Here is a 13,346-nt window from a genome sequence, read left to right on the forward strand (position 1 = left end):
CAGCGGCGCAGCCGCGGAGCGGAGGCCTGCGATCATCCGAGGGCCCTCACGCCAGCGCCGCGAGCTTCCGCTCGAACACCGCCCGCTCGCGGGCGTTGCCGGTGAGCCGGGACGCGCGTTCGAGCTCCGCCCGCGCCTCCGCCGTGCGCCCGAGCCGGATGAGCAGCTCGGCGCGCACCCCCGGCAGCTGCGCGTAGCCGGCGAGCGCGCCCGACAGCCCGTCGACGATCGTCAGCGCGGCCGCCGGGCCCTCGGCCATCGAGACCGCCACGGCGCGGTTGAGCTCCACGATCGGCGACGGCGCCACCCGGCCGAGCGCCTCGTACAGCAGCACGATCCGCTCCCAGTCCGTGTCGTCGACGGAGGGCGCCACATCGTGGCACTCCGCGATCGCCGCCTGCAGCGCGTACGGACCGCGGCCCCGGCCGAGGGCATCGCAGCGCGCCAGGGCGTCGCGGCCGAGCCGGATGAGGCCGCGATCCCACCGGGTGCGGTCCTGATCGGCGAGCAGCACGGGCTCGCCCGCGGCATCGACCCGCGCCGGGAACCGCGCGGCCGTGAGCGCGAGCAGGGCGACGAGCCCGTGCGCCTCGGGCTCCCGCGGCGCAAGCCCGGCGAGCACGCGAGCCAGTCGCAGCGCCTCGCGGCCGAGGTCGGGGCGCATCCACTGCGGCCCGGCGCTGGCGGCGTGGCCCTCGTTGAAGATCAGGTAGAGCACGCTGAGCACCGCCGACAGCCGCGCGGGGTACGCGTCGGGCGCCGGGACCTCGAAGGGGATCGCCGCGGCGGCCAGCGTCTTCTTCGCGCGCACGATCCGCTGCTGGATCGTCGACACCGGAACGAGGAACGCCCGCGCGATCTCCTCCGTCGTCAGACCGCCCACCACGCGCAGCGTGAGCGCGATGCTGGCCTCGCGCGAGAGCACGGGGTGGCACGCGACGAAGATCAGCCGCAGCACGTCGTCCTCGATCGCCTGGGGGTCCCACTCCCCCGCGTCCGCGTCCTCGAGGTCGCGGGCGAGGGCCGCGAAGCGCTCGTCCTGCCGCGCCTGGCGCCGCCAGTGATCGATCGCCCGCCGCTTGCCGACCGCCACGAGCCACGCGCCGGGGTTGGCGGGGACCCCCGCCTCGGGCCACGACTGCAGCGCCTCGGCGAGGGCCTCCTGCGCGACGTCCTCGGCGAGCGCGAAGTCGCCCGTCACCCGGGTGAGGGTCGCCACGATGCGGGCGGCCTCGATGCGCCACACCGCCTCGACCGCCCGGCGTGCCGAATCGGGCGCGGGGGTCGAGGCGGTGCGCTCGCCGGTCACCGCTGCTCGCGCGCGGCCTGCTCCTCGCGCCAGCCCTCCTCCTTCTGGATCCACTCGTTGTCGGCCGGGAAGTCCTCGGGCCCGGTCACGCGGCGGATCTCGAGCTTGTTGCCGGGCGTGAGCGGCGCCCGCTTCGCCCACTCCGCGGCCTCCTCGATCGTCGGCACCTCGAGCGTCCAGAAGCCGTTGAACAGCTCCTTGGTCTCGCCGTAGGGGCCGTCGGTGACCACGGGCGGCGTCGCCGAGAAGTCCACGACGAGCCCGGGCTCGGGCGCGAGGCCCTCGCCGGCCACGAGCACGCCGGCCTTCATCATCGACTCGTTGTAGGCGCCCATGGCGGCGATGATCTCCTCGAACGGCTTCTCCTCGTACGAGGCGACGGCTTCGTCGGTGGCGCGCATGATGAGCATGAACTTGGACATGACGGTTCTCCTTGGATCAGGGGTCCTGATCAGACCCTTTCACCCAGGCGTCGAACGGGGAACGCCGAGATCGACACGACGACGCGAAATCGCGCCACTCAATTTCTCGATCGGCTCCACCTAGTCCTCTCCGCGGCCGCCGGCGCGCGCGTAGCGTGAGATCGACATCCGGATCACAGGGAGGCGTCGCCATGAAGGCCTGGCAGTTCACGAACACTCACGAGATCTCGTTCGACGAGATCCCCGCCGGCCTCGAGAGGCTGCGGCGCGGCGAGGTGATCGGCCGGCTCGTCGCGATCTTCTGACCCACAACTGAATACCGATTCCCTTTCGGCAACACCTTTCGGCGTGATCGGCCGGGAGCGCGCGGACCCGCCGGGTCCCGCCTCCCGGCCGATCGCCGTCTGGGGTCTGCGGACTGGTCAGTGGTCACTGTATAGTCAGCGTGTGCTGACCCTTGCCTCTCGCCTCGACGTGCTCCATCGCCTCGGGCGGGCGATGGCGGATCACTCCCGGTCGCGCATCCTGCTCGCCCTGCTGGAGGCGCCCGGCTACCCCGCGCAGCTCGCGCACGATCTCGGCCTCACCCGCACGAACGTCTCGAACCACCTCGCGTGCCTGCGCGGATGCGGCCTCGTCGTCGCCGTGCCCGAGGGGCGGCGCACACGCTACGAGATCGCCGACCCGCACCTCGCGGCCGGCATCCGCACGCTCATGGACGCGATGATCGCGGTGGACGAGTGCGCCCCCTGCCTCGACGCGGACTGCGCCTGCTGCGCCGTGGAGGCACCGTGAGCGCCGCGGCGATGCCGGAGCGCGTCCTCGTGCTGCGGCGGCGGATCCGCTGGATCGTCGCGATCACGATCGCGTGGAACGTCATCGAGGGGATCGTCGCGCTCCTGGCCGGGGGTGCCGCCTCGTCCGCGGCGCTGATCGGCTTCGGCCTGGACTCCTTCGTCGAGGTGCTCTCGGCGGCCGCGGTGGCCTGGCAGTTCGCGGCGCCCGACCCCGAGGGGCGCGAGCGGACCGCGCTGCGCGTCATCGCGATCGCCTTCTTCGCGCTCGCGGCGTACGTCACCATCGATGCGATCCTCGCCCTCACCGGCGCACGCGAGCCCGAGCACAGCCCCGTGGGCATCGCCCTCGCCGCGCTGAGCCTGGTCGTCATGCCGATCCTCAGCGCGATCGAGCGGCGCACGGGCCGCGAGCTCGGCTCGGCGTCCGCCGTCGCGGACTCGAAGCAGACGCTGATGTGCGCCTACCTGTCGGGTGCCGTCCTCCTCGGCCTCGTCGCCAACGCCGCTCTCGGGTGGGCGTGGGCAGACGCGATCGCGGCCCTGGTGATCGCCGTCTTCGCCGTGCGCGAGGGCGTCGAGGCGTGGCGCGGCGATGCCTGCACCACCCCCGTCGCCGCCCTCACCGGCGAGCTCGCCGATCACGACGCGCACCACGCCTGACGCCCGCCGCCTGTCAAGCCCCGTGACCGGCCGAGGCGCGCGGGACGATCCTGATCCTGGATCGAAGGAGGAATCATGAGCGATCAGAACATCTTCCGCGACAAGCCGAGCCAGGCCGAGGGCGAGGACCCGGACCGTCTCGACGAGGGCTTCGTCGAGGAGGCCGGCGGCCACCCGTCGCAGGCCGAGGGCGAGGACGAGGACGACCTCTGACCCGCGCGTGACGCCTGAGCGCGCCCGCGCGCACTCGGGCGGACGCGCGGCGCACAACCCCGGAGATCCACGCTCCGGCGGCCGAATCCGGGCACACCCCTCCGCCCAGACGCGGATCACCTCCGCAGCGCGGAAAAGGTCCTCCGCAACGCGCGGGGAAGGCCCCGGTTAACCCCGGCGCGCGGGCGTGAGCCACACGGCGAGCGCGGCGCCCAGGGCGGCACCGACGAGCTGGGCGGCGATGAAGGGCAGCACCGAGGCGGGCGCGATGCCGGCGAAGGTGTCGCTGAAGGCGCGGCCGATCGTGATCGCCGGGTTGGCGAAGCTCGTCGACGCGGTGAACCAGTAGGCCGCACCGATGTACGCGCCCACCGCCGGGGCGGCGAGCGCGCCGCGGCCCGAGCGGACGAGCAGCAGGATGACGAGCAGCAGCCCGGCGGTCGCGACCACCTCGGCAAGCAGGTTCGGGCCGGTCGCCCGGCCGGTGGTGGACCACGACACCGGGGCCGCGCCGAACATCGCGTTCGCGAGGATCGCGCCGCCGATACAGCCGATCACCTGCGCGGCGATGTACGGGACGACGTGACGCCAGGACCGGCCGAGCGCGGCGTCGGCCAGCGTGACGGCGGGGTTGAAGTGCGCCCCGGAGATCGGACCGAGGATCGCGATCAGCACCGCAAGCCCCAGCGCAGTGGCGAAGGCGTTCTCGAGCAGCTGGAGGCCGACGTCGGCGGACAGCCGCTGCGCCATGATCCCGGAGCCCACCACGATCGCCGCGAGCAGCGCGGAGCCCAGGAACTCCGCCACCCACCGGCGCGCGACCCCCGGGCCCGAGACGAGGGCATCGCCCCCGCCCTCGTGCGATTCCACGGGAAGCGCCCTGCCCCCTGGCGATGCCCCTGCGCTCGGCAGCGATCGGGAACCGCCGCTCACGGCGTGAGCACCAGGGCGACGCGCTCGAGCGCGCCCGGCACGAGCGCGAAGTACGCCCAGGTGCCGCGCTTGCTGCGGGTGAGGAAGCCGGCGTCGGTGAGGATCTTCAGGTGGTGCGACACGGTCGGCTGGCTGAGGCCCACCGGCTCCGTCAGGTCGCACACGCACGCCTCCTGCCCCTCGCTCGCGGCGACGATCGACAGCAGCCGCAGGCGCGTGGGATCGGCGAGCGCCTTGATCGTGTGGGCGAGGTCGACGGCGTCGTCGGCCGAGATCGGCTCGCGCACGAGCGGCGCGCAGCACGCGGCACCCGGCGCATCGAGCAGAGGAAGAACCGTGGTCATACATCGACAATAATCGATATTGACAAACTTCGATAGATGGCGACAGGATCGGTCCATCGACATCCTTCGATGGAACCAGGAACGGACCATGACTCTCCTCGACATCACTCCCCGCACCGCCCCGAGCGGCCGCCTCGACGGGCTGCCCGTCGCCATCGTCGGCGCCGGGCCCGTGGGCCTCGCCGCCGCGGCGCATCTGGTGGAGCGCGGGATCGACTTCGTGATCTACGAGCGGGGCGAGTCGATCGCCGACGCGGTCCGATCGTGGGGGCACACCAGGCTCTTCTCGCCCTGGGAGCACCTGATCGACGACGTCGCCGCGCGCCTGCTCGCGCAGACCGACTGGCAGGCTCCCGCCGCCGGGGTGGCGCCCTCGGGCGCGGAGCTCGTGCGCGACTACCTCGCGCCCCTCGCCGCACACCCGGCGATGGCGCCGCACATCGTGCTGGGCACGCGCGTGACGGCGATCACCCGCGAGGGCATGGACCGCACGCGCACCGCGGGCCGCTCGCAGGCGCCGTTCCTCGCCCGCACGTCGGGCCCCGACGGCGTCTCCGAGCACGCGGCGCGCGCGGTGATCGACGCCTCCGGCACCTGGGCGAATCCCGGCCGCCTCGGCTCGCACGGGCTCGACCCCCTCGGGTTCGAGGCCGTCGCCGACCGCGTGACGCCGGCCCTGCCCGACGTGCTCGGCGCCGACCGCGCGCGGTTCGCGGGGCGCCACACCACCGTCGTCGGCGCGGGGCACTCCGCCGCCAACACGCTCATCGCCCTCGCCACCCTCGCCCAGCTCGAGCCGGGAACGCGCGCGACCTGGCTGATCCGCAACGCGAAGGCCGCGCGGGTGAGCACGGCCGAGGACGAGCTCGAGGGCCGCGGCAAGCTCGGCTCGCGGCTGGAGGCGCTCATCGCGAGCGGGCGGATCGCGGTGGTCGACTCGTTCGAGATCGCCCGCCTCGAGCCCGCCGGCGACGGGGTGCGGATCCATGGGCGCCGCGGCGACGGCATGCAGACGCACGAGACCGACCTGATCGTCAACGCCACCGGCTTCCGCCCCGACCTCGACATGCTGCGCGAACTGCGGCTCGGCCTCGACGAGATCGTCGAGGCGCCGCGACGACTGGCGCCCCTGATCGATCCGAACCTCCACTCGTGCGGCACGGTGGAGCCGCACGGCTACCGCGAGCTCGCCCACCCCGAGTCGGGCTTCTTCATCGTCGGAATGAAGAGCTACGGACGCGCGCCGACCTTCCTGCTCAAGACCGGCTATGAGCAGGTGCGCTCGGTCGTGGCCTGGCTCGCGGGCGATGCCGAGGCGGCGGGCCGCGTGGAGCTCGTGCTGCCGGCGACCGGCGTGTGCAGCACCGACGCGGGCGGGTGCTGCGCGTGACGGGCGGCGTCGCGATCCGGTCGATGACGCCGGAGGACTGGCCGGAGGTGGAGCTGATCTACCGCGCCGGAATCGACACCGGCAACGCCACCTTCGAGACCGAAGCCCCCGCGTGGGACCGCTTCGACGCCACCCGCCTGCCCCATCCGCGACTGGTCGCCGAGGTCGACGGCGCGGTCGCGGGCTGGGTGGCGGCCTCCCCGGTGTCGGCGCGCCCGGTCTACCGCGGCGTCGTGGAGCACTCGATCTACATCGATCCCGCCGCCCAGGGGCGCGGCGTCGGACGGGCGCTCCTCGAGGCCTTCATCGCGCAGGCCGAGGCGGCCGGGATCTGGACGATCCAGTCGTCGATCTTCCCCGAGAACGAGGCGAGCCTGCGGCTGCATCGGGCCGCCGGGTTCCGCGAGGTGGGCCGCCGCGAGCGCATCGCCCAGGCCACCGCCGGCCCGTACGCCGGCCAGTGGCGCGACACCATCCTCATCGAGCGCCGCTCCGCATGACGGACGCGCCGGCGATCGAGGCGCCCGCCGCCCATCCGCATCGCCGCCGCGGACTCGTGGCGCTGTGCCTCACGCAGATCGTGATGTGGGGCGTCCTCTACTACTCGCTGCCGGTGGCGACCGCCGAGATCACGGCCGACACCGGCTGGCCCGACTCGCTCGTGATGGGCACGCTCAGCGCGGCGATGCTCGTGCAGGCCGCGGCGGCCATCCCCGCCGGGCACGCGATCGCGCGATTCGGGCCGCGCACGGTGATGACCGGGGCGACGATCGTGGCGGCCGGCGCGCTCCTGCTCAGCGCGTCGGCCGCCCATCCGGCCGCGTTCGTCGGCGGGTGGCTGATCGCCGGTGCGGCGATGGCGGGCACGCTGTACCAGGCCGCGTTCACGGCGATCACGGAGTGGTTCGCGCCGCGCGCGATCGGTGCGCTCACGGTGGTGACGCTCGCGGGAGGCCTGGCCAGCACGGTGTTCGCACCCGTGGTGAGCGCGCTGCTCGACGCGACGGACTGGCGCACGGCCTACCTCGCGCTCCCCGCCATCATCGCCGCCGTCGCCCTGCCGCTGCACGCGACGCTGCCCGCCCGACCACGCCGCGCCCACGCTCGCGCCCGCGGCGAGCGCGCCCCGGCGGCCGAGACGGCCCGCATCGCGCGGTCGCCGCTGTTCCTGGCGCTGGCCGCCGCGATCTCGCTCTCGACCCTCGGCGTCTCCGCCGCGCACCTCAACATCATCGCGTTCCTGCAGGAGCACGGCTTCGACCACGCGGTGGGCGCGCTCGCGCTCGGGCTGGTCGGACTGGGGCAGGTGCTCGGCCGCCTGGGCTACCCGCGGCTGTCGGCCGCCGTGCCCGTGCTGCCGCGGGCGATCCTCTCGATCGCGGCGTCGGCGATCGCCCTCGCGCTGCTCGTGGCGCTGCCGATCTCGGTGGCGCTCGTGATGACCTTCGCGCTGCTGCTCGGCGCGGCTCGCGGGCTGACGACCCTCATCCACGCCAGCGGCCTGTCGGAGCTCTGGGACGCGCGGCACTACGCCGTGCTCGCCGGCCACCTGTCCCTGCCGGTCACCGCCGCCGGGGCGATCGCGCCGTGGGCCGGCGCGTTCCTCGCCGAGACGACGGGCGGCTACGGCCCGGCGTTCGTCATCCTCACGGCCGTCACGGCGCTGTCCGCCGTGGCGCTGCTCTTCGCCCTCCGCGGCTCCCGCCACGCATAGACTCGGGTCTATGGAATCGCTGGCGGCCCTCGCGGATCCGACCCGCGCGCGCATCGCCCGGCTGATCCTCGACGCGCCCGATCGCCGCGCATCGGTGACCGCCCTCGCCGAATCGCTCGGCCTGCGCCAGCCGACCGTCAGCCACCACCTCGCCACCCTGCGCGAGGCCGGCCTCGTGGTGTCCGAGAAGGAGGGGCGGCGGGTCTGGTACTCCGTCCCGCAGGAGCGGATCGATCGCGTGCTCAGCATCATGGGCGACGCAACCCCGGACGCGCCGCACACCTTCGACATCGAGCGCACGGTGGATCGACTGGCCGAGCGCTTCCGCGGCGTGCATTCGCGCGAGACGATCGACGCCTGCCTGCGCGAGAGCATCGAGCTGCTCGCGCCGCAGGGCGCGGCGCCGCGCGAGCTCGGCTCCCGCGCCGCGGCGTTCACGACCACGCGCCTCGAGGCCCTCGCCCGCACGCAGGACCGGGCGGCGGACGGGCCGCTCGAGGTGCTGTACGTGTGCGTGCGCAACGCCGGTCGATCGCAGCTGGCCGCCGCGCTCACCCGGCAACTGGCGGGCGAGCGGGTCCGGGTGCGCTCCGCCGGCTCCGCCCCCGCGTCGTGGCTGTCGTCCGGCGTGGTCGCGAGCCTCGACGAGATCGGCGTGCCACTGGGCGGCGAGTTCCCCAAGCCGCTGACCGACGAGGCAGTGCGCGCCGCCGACGTCGTGATCACGATGGGCTGCGGCGACGCCTGCCCCGTCTACCCCGGCAAGCGCTATGAGGACTGGGATCTGCCCGACCCCGCCACGCTCCCGATCCACGGCGTGCGCGAGGTCCGCGACGAGATCGAGCGGCGGGTCCGGAACCTCCTCACCGAGATGGGCGCGCTGGCGCGATAACTCCCGGTAGCGCGATTCATAGATCGCGGTCTATGCTTTAGCCATGACCGAGACCTCGAAGCCCACCGTCCTGTTCGTCTGCGTACACAACGCGGGCCGCTCCCAGATGGCGGCCGGCTGGCTGCAGCACCTGGCGGGCGACCGCGTCGAGGTGCTGAGCGCCGGCTCCGAGCCCAAGGACCAGATCAATCCCGTCGCCGTCGAGGCGATGGCCGAGGTCGGCGTCGACATCGCGGGCAACACCCCGAAGATCCTCACCGTCGACGCCGTCAAGGAGTCGGACGTCGTCATCACGATGGGCTGCGGCGACGCGTGCCCGATCTTCCCCGGCAAGCGCTACGAGGACTGGGCGCTGCAGGATCCGGCCGGGCAGGGCATCGAGACGGTCCGCCCCATCCGCGACGAGATCCGCGACCGCGTCGAGGCGCTCATCGCCGAGATCGCCCCCGCCTGAGACGAGACGCGCCATGACCATCCAGCCGCACGGCCTGCTCGACCCTCACGCCGCGCTCACCCGCGCGGCCGATCGCCTCGCCCACCGCTTCGCCGGCATCGTGAACGCCGAGACGGTCGAGCGCGTGGTGTTCGAGTCGTACGCCACGCTCGGCCGGACGGCGAAGGTCACCGATCTGCTGCCCCCGCTCGCCGAGCACTTCGCGAACGAGCGCCTCACGGCGCTGGCGCAGTCGAAGGGCCTGATCGCGAAGCCGCACCCCGAGATCCTGTTCGTCTGCGTGCAGAACTCCGGGCGATCGCAGATGGCGGCGGCGCTTGCGACGCTGCTCGCGGGCGATCGCGTGCACGTACGGTCGGCGGGCTCGCAGCCGGGCGAGTTCATCCTCCCCGCGGTGCGCGAGGCCCTGCTCGAGATCGGCGCCGACCTGTCGCAGGAGTACCCGAAGCCGCTCACCGACGACGTGGTGCGCGCGGCCGATGCCGTGATCACGATGGGCTGCGGCGACGCCTGCCCGCTGTACCCCGGTAAGCGATACGAGGACTGGCAGCTGGAGGATCCGGCCGATCTCGACCTCGACGGGGTCCGGCGCGTGCGCGACGAGATCCGCAGCCGCGTCGAGAAGCTGGTGTCGGAGATCGCGCCTTCCTGAAGGGATCTCGGTCCACGACGGCCGATTCGGCACGAAGTACTGGTAGCGCCGATTGTTGATTAGTCGCGAATTGACCAAATACCGACTGATCTTCTGGATGGCGGCGGGGTGCTGATGCATCCGTGATTGATCAGCGCACACTGTATAGTGCAGTGCATGCTGACCATTGCTTCGCGCCTTGACGTCATGAACCGGCTCGGCCGGGCCATGGCCGACCCGACGCGCTCCCGAATCCTGATGACCTTGCTCGAAGGCCCGAGCTACCCCGCGATGCTGTCGCGGGGGCTTGAACTGACCCGCTCGAACGTGTCGAACCATCTCACGTGTCTGCGGGATTGCGGGATCGTGGTCGCTGAGCCGGAGGGCCGTCAGACTCGTTACGAGATCGCCGACCCGCACCTCGCGGCGGCGCTCATCGCGCTCGTGGACGTGACGCTGGCTGTCGATGAGCACGCGCCCTGCGTGGACGCAGCGTGCACGGTGGCTGGCTGCTGCGGGACGAGGGCTGACGCGTGAGCGCGGCGTGCGGTTGCGAGCACGAGCCTGCCTCGACGGCGGGCGAAGAGATCGAGGAGGCGGAGCGGCCCTGGTGGAGAGACCGCGGGGTCATGGTGCCGGTTTTCTCCGGCGTTGCGCTTCTGGCCGGTCTGATCTTCGAGTGGTCCGGGCTCGAGGTCCCGGCGTTGGTGCTGTTCTGGGTCGGGCTGTTGCTGGGCGCGTCGACGTTCACGCCCGGCGCGATCCGGAAACTGTTCAAGGGCAAGCTCAGCATCAGCTTGCTGATGACGATCAGCGCGATCGGCGCAGTCATCCTCGGCTACGTCGAAGAGGCCGCCGCGCTGGCGTTCCTGTACTCGATCGCTGAGGCGCTCGAGGACAAGGCGATGGACCGCGCCCGCGGCGGGCTGCGGGCACTGCTGAAGCTCGTGCCGGAGACCGCGACCGTGATACAGGGTGGCGTCTCCGCGCAGGTGCCGGCGAGGGAGTTGACGGTCGGCCAGGTCATGGTGGTCCGCCCGGGTGAGCGGATCGCGACTGATGGGGTCGTGCGTTCTGGTCGTTCGAGCCTCGACACTTCGGCGATCACTGGGGAGTCGATCCCCGTCGAGGTTGAGCCCGGTGATGCGGTGTCGGCCGGTGCGATCAACAGCGCTGGCGTGCTGGAGGTCGAGGCGACTGCTGCGGGCACCGACAACTCACTCACGACGATCGTGGAGCTGGTGGAGAAGGCGCAGACCGAGAAGGGCGAGCGTGCTCGTCTGGCGGACAGGATCGCCCGCCCGCTCGTGCCCGGCGTTCTGATCCTCGCTGCGCTCGTCGCGATCATCGGGTCGCTGCTGGGCGACCCGGAGGTGTGGATCACCCGTGCACTCGTCGTGCTGGTCGCCGCTTCTCCGTGTGCGCTGGCGATCTCGGTGCCGCTGACGGTCGTCGCGGCGATCGGTGCGGCGAGCAAGTTCGGCGTGATCATCAAGTCCGGTGCCGTCTTCGAGCGCTTCGGCACGGTCCGACACATTGCCGTCGACAAGACCGGCACCCTTACCCGCAACGAACCGGCGGTCACCGCCGTGCTCACTGCGAACGGCGTGACCGAGGCTCAGGCGCTGGCGTGGGCGGCCGCGTTGGAGCAGCACAGCACGCATCCTCTCGCCTCAGCGATCACCGCCTCGGCCCCGGGGACTCCGGCAGCTGCAGATGTGACCGAGCAGGCCGGGCACGGCATCGACGGCACCGTCGACGGATCGAGAATCACCGTCGGCAGTCCCCGCTGGCTGGACGCCGGCGACCTCGCGGAGCGGGTCGCGACGCTGGAAGAGCAGGGCATGACCGTCGTGATCGTCCACCGCGACGGATCCCCCGTCGCCGCGATCGGCGTCCGTGACGAGCTACGCCCTGAAGTCCCCGAGGTCGTCCGGACACTCACCGGCCAGGGCATCGGTGTGACGATGCTCACGGGCGACAACGCCCGCACTGCGCGCGCGCTGGCGGCGCAGGCCGGGATCAGCGACGTGCGTGCGGAGCTGCGTCCCGAGGACAAGGCGACCGCGATCGGGGAGCTGTCGAAGGCGGGGCCGGTCGCGATGATCGGCGACGGCATCAACGATGCCCCGGCCCTTGCTGGCGCGGACATCGGTATCGCGATGGGAGCGACCGGCTCCGACGCGGCGATCGAATCCGCGGACGTGGCGTTCACCGGTCATGATCTGCGTCTCATCCCGCGGGCATTCGACCACGCCCGCCGGGGACGGCGGATCATCAACCAGAACATCATCCTGTCGCTGCTGATCATCACCGCACTGCTCCCGCTCGCTCTCTTCGGAATCCTGGGACTCGCCGCTGTCGTCCTGGTCCACGAGGTCGCGGAGGTCATCGTGATCCTCAACGGACTGCGCGCCGCCCGCACCCGCACGCCACGGTTGGAGAGCTGATGCTCGCGACCATAGGGTCAGCGATCGGCCTGTTCGCGGCAACCAATATCGACGACATCGTCGTGCTCACCGTGCTGTTCCTCGCCTCCAGTCGAGGGAAACCCCGGCAGTGGCAGATCGTCGCAGGCCAGTACCTCGGGTTCATCACCCTCGTCGTGATCAGCGTGATCGCCGCCCTCGGTCTCACCATCGTCCCGGACGAATGGGTAGGCTTCCTCGGTCTCATCCCGCTCGGCATCGGCATCTGGACGCTCATCCGCGGCCTGCGCCGCAACGGCGATGACGATGACGACGACTCCAAGATCACCGCGGTCGGACTATGGGGCGTCGCAGGGATCACGATCGCCAACGGGGCCGACAACATCTCCCTCTACACGCCGATCTTCCGCACCAGCACACCCGGCGACGTCGCGATCATGATCGTCGTGTTCCTCATCCTCGTCGCTGTCTGGTGCGCGGCCGGACGGCTGATCGGGACCCACAAGGCCGTCACCGAGACGCTCGAACGCGTCGAGCACTGGCTCGTCCCGGTCGTGTTCATCGGCCTGGGCCTGTTCATCCTGATCGAGTCCGGCGTCATCGTCCGCCTCGTCGAGGTCCTCACATGATCCCGGACGCGAACACCGACGTCGAGCCGACGTCGGGAGAGCCGCCGCAGAGAGGTCGCTGGCGGCTCACGGCTTGGGCTCTCCTGATCGCCGTGGTCGTCGTCCTGATCGATCAGGGGTCGAAAGCATGGGCGGAGGCCGTTCTGTCGGAGCACGAACGCATCCCGTTGATCGGCGACCTGCTGGGCTTGCAGCTCGCGTACAACCCCGGAGCAGCGTTCTCCTTCGGCGAGGGCTCCACCTGGGTATTCGCTCTCATCGCCGTCGCCGCCACTGTCACCGCCATCGTGTTCGCGTTCCGGGTCCGACGCCCTGGGTGGGCGATCGTGATCGGAGCGCTCGGCGGTGCTGCCGCGTCACATGCCGGCGACCGGCTGTTCCGCCAACCAGGATTCGCTCGGGGGCACGTCGTGGACTTCCTCGCCTACGGCAACTGGTTCATCGGGAACGTCGCCGACATCGTGATCGTCACCGCCGCGATCGCCGGAGCGCTCCTGATGCTCCGCAGTACCGAGAACTGAGAGGACCA

Annotated in this window: 17 protein-coding genes; 13 read left to right on the plus strand and 4 right to left on the minus strand. The window is 71.9% G+C overall.

The genetic code is table 11. The features are described 5' to 3' along the window. Window positions 1-46: 46 nt before the first annotated feature. On the minus strand, window positions 47-1,309 hold the full coding sequence (locus tag E3O41_RS11990) for an RNA polymerase sigma factor (RefSeq protein ID WP_067024982.1): 1,263 nt from the start codon (window positions 1,307-1,309) through the stop codon (window positions 47-49). After that, window positions 1,306-1,731, minus strand: a complete 426-nt coding sequence (locus tag E3O41_RS11995) for a YciI family protein (protein ID WP_067024986.1) — start codon at window positions 1,729-1,731, stop codon at window positions 1,306-1,308. Before E3O41_RS11995 ends, E3O41_RS11990 begins: the two co-directional genes overlap by 4 nt. Window positions 1,732-2,178: 447 nt before the next feature. Between E3O41_RS11995 and cmtR (E3O41_RS12000) the strand changes: the two genes are divergently transcribed. The 3 genes from cmtR (E3O41_RS12000) to E3O41_RS14165 all read left to right on the plus strand — a co-directional run bounded on the left by cmtR (E3O41_RS12000) (window position 2,179) and on the right by E3O41_RS14165 (window position 3,401). Beyond that, a complete protein-coding gene (gene cmtR, locus E3O41_RS12000; RefSeq protein ID WP_067024990.1) occupies window positions 2,179-2,526 on the plus strand; it encodes a Cd(II)/Pb(II)-sensing metalloregulatory transcriptional regulator CmtR in 348 nt (115 codons plus the stop codon). A gap of 11 nt (window positions 2,527-2,537) precedes the next feature. Continuing rightward, window positions 2,538-3,188: a cation efflux transmembrane domain-containing protein gene (locus E3O41_RS12005; protein WP_067025358.1), complete on the plus strand. Its 651-nt coding sequence runs from the start codon at window positions 2,538-2,540 to the stop codon at window positions 3,186-3,188. Window positions 3,189-3,263: 75 nt separating this feature from the next. Next, on the plus strand, window positions 3,264-3,401 hold the full coding sequence (locus E3O41_RS14165) for a hypothetical protein (protein ID WP_158231517.1): 138 nt from the start codon (window positions 3,264-3,266) through the stop codon (window positions 3,399-3,401). 168 nt (window positions 3,402-3,569) lie between these two features. On the opposite strand, the gene E3O41_RS12010 is transcribed toward E3O41_RS14165, so the two are convergent. Both E3O41_RS12010 and E3O41_RS12015 read right to left on the minus strand, forming a co-directional pair. Next, complete coding sequence (locus E3O41_RS12010; protein ID WP_135012452.1) at window positions 3,570-4,271, minus strand: aquaporin; 702 nt, start codon at window positions 4,269-4,271, stop codon at window positions 3,570-3,572. Window positions 4,272-4,330: 59 nt separating this feature from the next. Next, the gene (locus tag E3O41_RS12015) at window positions 4,331-4,678 is read right to left on the minus strand and encodes an ArsR/SmtB family transcription factor (protein WP_067024993.1); all 348 of its coding nucleotides are present in this window, start codon (window positions 4,676-4,678) and stop codon (window positions 4,331-4,333) included. 88 nt (window positions 4,679-4,766) lie between these two features. Between E3O41_RS12015 and E3O41_RS12020 the strand changes: the two genes are divergently transcribed. From E3O41_RS12020 to E3O41_RS12065, 10 genes are all read left to right on the plus strand, one after another. Further along, a complete protein-coding gene (locus E3O41_RS12020; protein ID WP_135012454.1) occupies window positions 4,767-6,068 on the plus strand; it encodes an FAD-dependent oxidoreductase in 1,302 nt (433 codons plus the stop codon). 23 nt (window positions 6,069-6,091) lie between these two features. Then, entirely contained in the window at window positions 6,092-6,568 is a 477-nt protein-coding gene (locus tag E3O41_RS12025) for a GNAT family N-acetyltransferase (protein WP_067025363.1), read from the plus strand. Further along, entirely contained in the window at window positions 6,565-7,782 is a 1,218-nt protein-coding gene (locus E3O41_RS12030; RefSeq protein ID WP_067024999.1) for an MFS transporter, read from the plus strand. Before E3O41_RS12025 ends, E3O41_RS12030 begins: the two co-directional genes overlap by 4 nt. A gap of 10 nt (window positions 7,783-7,792) precedes the next feature. After that, the gene (locus E3O41_RS12035; RefSeq protein WP_083990862.1) at window positions 7,793-8,674 is read left to right on the plus strand and encodes a metalloregulator ArsR/SmtB family transcription factor; all 882 of its coding nucleotides are present in this window, start codon (window positions 7,793-7,795) and stop codon (window positions 8,672-8,674) included. Between the two features lie 43 nt (window positions 8,675-8,717). Further along, entirely contained in the window at window positions 8,718-9,128 is a 411-nt protein-coding gene (locus E3O41_RS12040) for an arsenate reductase ArsC (RefSeq protein ID WP_067025002.1), read from the plus strand. Window positions 9,129-9,141: 13 nt separating this feature from the next. After that, entirely contained in the window at window positions 9,142-9,780 is a 639-nt protein-coding gene (locus E3O41_RS12045) for an arsenate reductase ArsC (RefSeq protein WP_067025005.1), read from the plus strand. A 156-nt stretch (window positions 9,781-9,936) separates the two neighbouring features. Continuing rightward, entirely contained in the window at window positions 9,937-10,296 is a 360-nt protein-coding gene (gene cmtR / locus E3O41_RS12050; protein WP_135012456.1) for a Cd(II)/Pb(II)-sensing metalloregulatory transcriptional regulator CmtR, read from the plus strand. Next, window positions 10,293-12,209 carry a heavy metal translocating P-type ATPase gene (locus E3O41_RS12055; RefSeq protein ID WP_067025011.1) on the plus strand — a complete coding sequence of 639 codons (1,917 nt, stop codon included), beginning with the start codon at window positions 10,293-10,295 and terminating at the stop codon, window positions 12,207-12,209. Before cmtR (E3O41_RS12050) ends, E3O41_RS12055 begins: the two co-directional genes overlap by 4 nt. After that, entirely contained in the window at window positions 12,209-12,817 is a 609-nt protein-coding gene (locus E3O41_RS12060; protein ID WP_135012458.1) for a cadmium resistance transporter, read from the plus strand. The genes E3O41_RS12055 and E3O41_RS12060 overlap by 1 nt, the downstream gene beginning before the upstream one ends. Further along, entirely contained in the window at window positions 12,814-13,338 is a 525-nt protein-coding gene (locus E3O41_RS12065) for a signal peptidase II (protein ID WP_067025016.1), read from the plus strand. Before E3O41_RS12060 ends, E3O41_RS12065 begins: the two co-directional genes overlap by 4 nt. Window positions 13,339-13,346: the final 8 nt, after the last annotated feature.

The sequence above is a fragment of the Microbacterium sediminis genome (assembly GCF_004564075.1).
Taxonomy (GTDB): domain Bacteria; phylum Actinomycetota; class Actinomycetes; order Actinomycetales; family Microbacteriaceae; genus Microbacterium; species Microbacterium sediminis.

Excerpts from the sequence above, each read along its gene's own strand:
- E3O41_RS12015 (WP_067024993.1), bottom strand. The coding sequence starts at position 4,678 with ATGACCACGGTTCTTCCTCTGCTCGATGCGCCGGGTGCCGCGTGCTGC.
- E3O41_RS12065 (WP_067025016.1), top strand. The coding sequence starts at position 12,814 with ATGATCCCGGACGCGAACACCGACGTCGAGCCGACGTCGGGAGAGCCG.
- E3O41_RS12005 (WP_067025358.1), top strand. The coding sequence starts at position 2,538 with ATGCCGGAGCGCGTCCTCGTGCTGCGGCGGCGGATCCGCTGGATCGTC.
- E3O41_RS12060 (WP_135012458.1), top strand. The coding sequence starts at position 12,209 with ATGCTCGCGACCATAGGGTCAGCGATCGGCCTGTTCGCGGCAACCAAT.
- E3O41_RS14165 (WP_158231517.1), top strand. The coding sequence starts at position 3,264 with ATGAGCGATCAGAACATCTTCCGCGACAAGCCGAGCCAGGCCGAGGGC.
- E3O41_RS12040 (WP_067025002.1), top strand. The coding sequence starts at position 8,718 with ATGACCGAGACCTCGAAGCCCACCGTCCTGTTCGTCTGCGTACACAAC.
- E3O41_RS12025 (WP_067025363.1), top strand. The coding sequence starts at position 6,092 with ATGACGCCGGAGGACTGGCCGGAGGTGGAGCTGATCTACCGCGCCGGA.
- E3O41_RS12045 (WP_067025005.1), top strand. The coding sequence starts at position 9,142 with ATGACCATCCAGCCGCACGGCCTGCTCGACCCTCACGCCGCGCTCACC.
- E3O41_RS12030 (WP_067024999.1), top strand. The coding sequence starts at position 6,565 with ATGACGGACGCGCCGGCGATCGAGGCGCCCGCCGCCCATCCGCATCGC.
- cmtR (WP_135012456.1), top strand. The coding sequence starts at position 9,937 with ATGCTGACCATTGCTTCGCGCCTTGACGTCATGAACCGGCTCGGCCGG.
- E3O41_RS12020 (WP_135012454.1), top strand. The coding sequence starts at position 4,767 with ATGACTCTCCTCGACATCACTCCCCGCACCGCCCCGAGCGGCCGCCTC.
- E3O41_RS11995 (WP_067024986.1), bottom strand. The coding sequence starts at position 1,731 with ATGTCCAAGTTCATGCTCATCATGCGCGCCACCGACGAAGCCGTCGCC.
- E3O41_RS12035 (WP_083990862.1), top strand. The coding sequence starts at position 7,793 with ATGGAATCGCTGGCGGCCCTCGCGGATCCGACCCGCGCGCGCATCGCC.